Origin of the sequence: Mesorhizobium sanjuanii (assembly GCF_002529485.1) — a bacterium.
Taxonomy (GTDB): domain Bacteria; phylum Pseudomonadota; class Alphaproteobacteria; order Rhizobiales; family Rhizobiaceae; genus Mesorhizobium; species Mesorhizobium sanjuanii.
Map to the genome: position 1 here is coordinate 1 of NZ_NWQG01000029.1, position 4,513 is coordinate 4,513.

Below are 4,513 nucleotides of genomic sequence, written 5' to 3' on the forward strand. Positions count from 1 at the left end.
AGACAGGATCGTGGCGGACGCTTTGGCAGCGGCCGGCTCTGGGCACGCCGGAGTTGAGGCCGCCGCCCCGCCAGTCTTGGCTGCCAGCCAACAGCAGATCCGGCCCTGGCCGGATGCGCTTGACCAGGGCAACCTCCTGCCACCCGAGCGGTTCATCATCAACAATGAACATTCGACGGCGCCGTTGCGGCCGGCGGAGAGGCAGGGGACTGATAATCCGCAAAGCATCGCCATTCAGCAGCCGCCGAGCGAAGGCGGCCGCGTGCCGATGCAGCCCCCCATGCGGCAGTTGGGTGAATTGCCATTGCAAGGGGTACCGGTTCAAGGGACAGGGTCCGAACACATTGGAAGCCTGCATGCGGGAGCCGCGCCCTCAGCAAGGTCCGAGGCGCCCCCGGCTGCGATCGAGGACTCCATAAACGTTTCGTTCGCCGTCCCCAAAGACTTCTCCCATGGGACTCAACGCGTCCCAGACGCAATGCTCTCTTTCTTGGACCGCCATGGCCTCTTGCCAGATGCGGAAAAGCCGGAATGGCACTTCGATATTAATGGTCACGGCTACACCGCCCGGAGGCCGGAGGGGGGCAACGACGTTTGGCTCCTCCATCGCGGAGCGATAAGGGAAGCTGGAGCGGCAGCAGTACCGGCAAGGGCTCCGGGACCCGCCTTGCCAGCGACCGCCAGGCTCTCAGACACCCATCTCGGGGTTCCGTTGGTCGATCTGACCACCTCCTCCGATGCACACATCGAAGCCCTTCCGCCAGGCTCGTCCAATCTCCCCCGGGGGGCGGTGCTCGGGGCCACCCAACTGCTGGGCGACGAACATATCCAGAGGGATTACGAATTCCTCGAGCAGCAGCTGCAGCAGGCCGATCCAGCGCTCGCCGCCCGGACGCGGCTGGTCGATCCGTCGGTCTCCCATCTGCTGCGCCACATGGAGCAGCAAGACGCGCGAGGCACATTGCAGTCGATTTATAATCGAAACGCCGGCCCATCCGACTTCCTGTTCGTGCCAGTGAACGATGGGGTGGGTATTGACCGCGGCACCCATTGGTCGCTGCTCCTCGTAGATCGCCGCGATCCGGAAAGAGCGGTCGCCTATCACTACGACTCCATCCAGCAAAATGAACAGCGATACAACGACGCGCCTGCACGAAAGCTCGCTACAAGACTGGACGCGACCCTGGTAACACCCGACATGGCGCAGCAGAAAAACGCTGTTGACTGCGGCGTCTTCGTGGTGGACGGCACGCGCGAGCTGGTTCGTCGATTGGCGAACGAAGAGCGGCCAGACCAGCAGCTGCCGCTGCACCTCAACTACCTCGTCGCCGATCGGCAGGCGCTGCAAAACCGACTGAGAGAGGGCCGCTTGCCGCACGAGCTTGCCGCAAGCCCCGCCGAAGCTTTGGCAGCAGCCGGGTCGCAGGTGCAACACGCCGCGTTGCAAGAGCAGCAAGCCAGACAGGTCGCGCCAGCGCCGTTGGAACGGCACTTGGGCCAGACGCGCGAGGCCGAGGACAAGCTGACGAGTACACTGCACAGGAGCAACCGCGTGAACAGCGGGGGCGTCATCATCAACACTGAACGTTACACAGCGCCGTTGAGACCGGCGAAAAGGCAGAGGACTGACAATTCGCAAAGCCTCGCCATCGGGCGGCAGCCGAGCGACGCAAACACAACGTCCATCGGCCAAGCCTCCGATCAAGCCCGAGCGGACCTCATGGCTTCCTTCAGGAGCAGAGAGCGCTCCGACGCTGGGCGTTGAGCTCGACGGCTAAGCAGAACAGCTCTTTTGGCGACGGAGAGGCTGATGCGATCTCCGGACCGGTAGCTCTCGCCGCAATTGATCAGACTGGCACTGTTGGAAGGCGATGTAGGCCTGGAACTCGCCGATCGCCAGCGAGGCGCTGAGACGATCGCCCACCTCAATAAGATCGAGGACGATATCCGCGGCCGACCGGCCGATGAACGCCGTGCGACGCGTCGGGAAAATAGCCGCGCTATTGTCGCCATCTTGAACCTTGGCTGCGTGAAAGCTCGGCCTGATCGGTCAGAAGACCAAGGTCGCCAAGGCAATCCGCTACACGCTCTCACGCTGCGAAGGCCTCTCGCGCTTCGTTGACGACGGTCGCACCGAGATCGACAACAACACCGTCGAGCGCTCAATCCGTCCGCAAGAACGCGCTCTTCGCCGGCTCGAACGGCGGTGCCGAACACTGGGCGGTCATTGCGTCGTTGATCGAAAGCTGCAGGCTCGATGGTGTCGAGTCACTCGGTTATCTCGCCGACGTCCTCACCACCAGGATCGTCAACAGCCATCCCAGCCAGATCGACGAGATGCTGCCTTGGGTCAGACATCCAGGCGCCGAGCTAAGGGCCGCCAGAAAACACCGCCACGCTTCATCAGCCAATCTCCAGAATAGCTCCTGTCACGCGGCCAAGGTGCCTCCGTAGCTAACGTCTACGTCAGCGTTGAAGAAATACCCTGCACCACGGCATGTCTTGACTAGCCTTGGATTGGCCGCATCAGCCTCCAGCTTTCGGCGCAAGCGCAAGATTAGGACATCGATACTTCGATCGTAGACCTCTTCTCCACGCACACGGCTCGCGAGCAAAAGCCGTTCTCTGGATAGGACATTGCGGGGGTTCTCCAGGAACGCGATCAGCAGGTTGAACTCACATGCGGTAAGCTTGACTTCGCCACGCTCCGCACAGATCAGTCGCCGCTGCTTGACGCTGAGCTTCCAGGCTCCGAACCGAAATGAGCGATGATCTTTCGTTCGCGGACTGGAAATGCGCTGGCGTAGCCCTACTCGAATGCGGGCCAAGAACTCGCGCAGCCCGAAAGGCTTGGGAATGAAATCGGTTGCGCCGAGCTCCAGCGCAACGACTTTTTCCGCCTCATCAAGCCGGTCGCCGCTGATCACTATGATGGGTAAATCCGATTTCGTCGCGAGGTTGCGGACGATGGCAAGCCCATCCTCCCGGCCGAGGTTGAGGTCAACAACCACGAGATCGACTGGCTCATGCGATAGAACGTAGTTAAACTGCTTGCTATCGTTGACTGCGGTCACCTTCAAGGCATGCATCATGAGATACTGGGAGATGAGGCGTCGCATTGCGGCATCATCGTCAATGACAAGAACATGTTTCAACGGCTCACCTTCAATCTTGAATCCCCTTGTCTAAAGCTGTTGCCGAGCAACCCTTGGGGCACCGACGCAGGACAGCTGCCCCTTGCTACCACTCGCCGGTGCGTGCGGCCAATGTGAGGCCGTTGCTCGGCCTGGTCTTTTCATCCACAGCGAATTGACCGCATCCAGGCAGCCGGTGGCCACCACACAGCTGCAAGCGCCGGTATGACCCTGCCGAGTGGTCCTTCGCTTATTCGCGAGCTCCGCCGTTGGTGTAGGCCTGCCAACACCACTTGATTACGACGGCACGGACGCCCGGTCGCTTGCCATGTCCTTGCATCTTCTTCGCGTTTCTGGCGCTTGCGGACCTGGATCACCTCGAAATCCTCCCGCTCGTGCGTGCGGCTCCGACGCGGTGGAGCACCGCGGCGGTTGACTGATCGCAGAGGCGGTTGGCCGAAGAACGGCCGTGATTCGCTATAGTGGCCTTGTGCCACCGGTATGTCTCCTGCCCAAGGCAGGTCATTGGGAGGTGGCCGGCGGCGCCAATCCTGTTCCCGGCGATCGGCAGGTCCGGTTACGGTTACGGTTACCTTGCGAGCTAACATTTCTCAGTTGATGCAATACCTTCCTTTTGAGCCTGTCACTGTACTTGTCGAGAGCGCTGTCGGACTGCGTCAATCCGCCTGCGGTTTCTGCCGATGGGACTGTGCGTGACCCACCAGTTCGCGGCGCGGCCGAACAGCTGAACCAGGTCTCGCACCAGGCCGGCTGCGCCGCCACGTCTTCCCAGTTGACCCTCGTCCCCGCGTATTTTGCGCCTCCGACGAGCTTCGCGGACGAACTCGCGGTTTCAACCAATGCCTGAGTATGCAGGGCGCATGGCTGTCTCTTGCAACAACGGCAGCATGCCGCAACATTGGGCAGCTCGGCGCCCTAGTCGGTTCTCGCGTTCGATCGACCCAAGCTTCCGCAGCCTGAGATGAACCCGCCAAGCTCCCCATTTTGTCCTTCGGCCAGGCGCTGACACAAGATTCCATCACCGCCCATGCCAAGTCGCAGTTGACGCTGCAGGAGCAACGGACGGCCGGGGCGGGCAATCCCGCGCAGGAATGGTCCACCACGATGGTCGAGATGTGCCGGCTGATCGCGCCCGCGCAACCCGCGCATGCGCAAGGTGCCCATGCACCCGGACATGAACAAGCTCTTTGCTTCAGTTGAAACCGAAAAGCTGAACTTGAACATCACGCAGTAACAAACCTGCCCGATAAGCGCGTGCCGGACAGGGCCAGAACCGGTCCGGACGCTTGGAAAGGTAGGGGATAGGAATGTTTATTGCAGCTTGGCCGCTGGCCATCGCCCTGTTGACATCCATGTCA

3 protein-coding genes and 1 pseudogene are annotated in these 4,513 nt (G+C 61.4%); 3 read left to right on the top strand and 1 reads right to left on the bottom strand.

Translation table 11 applies throughout. From position 1 onward, the window contains the following. Both CN311_RS05900 and CN311_RS05905 read left to right on the top strand, forming a co-directional pair. Positions 1-1,765 (top strand): Ulp1 family isopeptidase (locus CN311_RS05900; RefSeq protein ID WP_245440740.1); only part of this gene is annotated, 1,765 nt, incomplete at its 5' end. Between the two features lie 121 nt (positions 1,766-1,886). Beyond that, positions 1,887-2,454: pseudogene (locus CN311_RS05905) on the top strand (IS66 family transposase); the annotation flags it as partial. On the opposite strand, the gene virG reads toward CN311_RS05905, so the two are convergent. Then, complete coding sequence (virG, locus tag CN311_RS05910) at positions 2,430-3,155, bottom strand: two-component system response regulator VirG (RefSeq protein WP_027033428.1); 726 nt, start codon at positions 3,153-3,155, stop codon at positions 2,430-2,432. The pseudogene CN311_RS05905 and the gene virG sit on opposite strands and share 25 nt — an antisense overlap. Before the next feature lie 984 nt (positions 3,156-4,139). On the opposite strand from virG, the gene CN311_RS32175 reads away from it, so the two are divergent. Beyond that, entirely contained in the window at positions 4,140-4,355 is a 216-nt protein-coding gene (locus CN311_RS32175; protein WP_133117143.1) for a hypothetical protein, read from the top strand. Positions 4,356-4,513 lie beyond the last annotated feature (158 nt).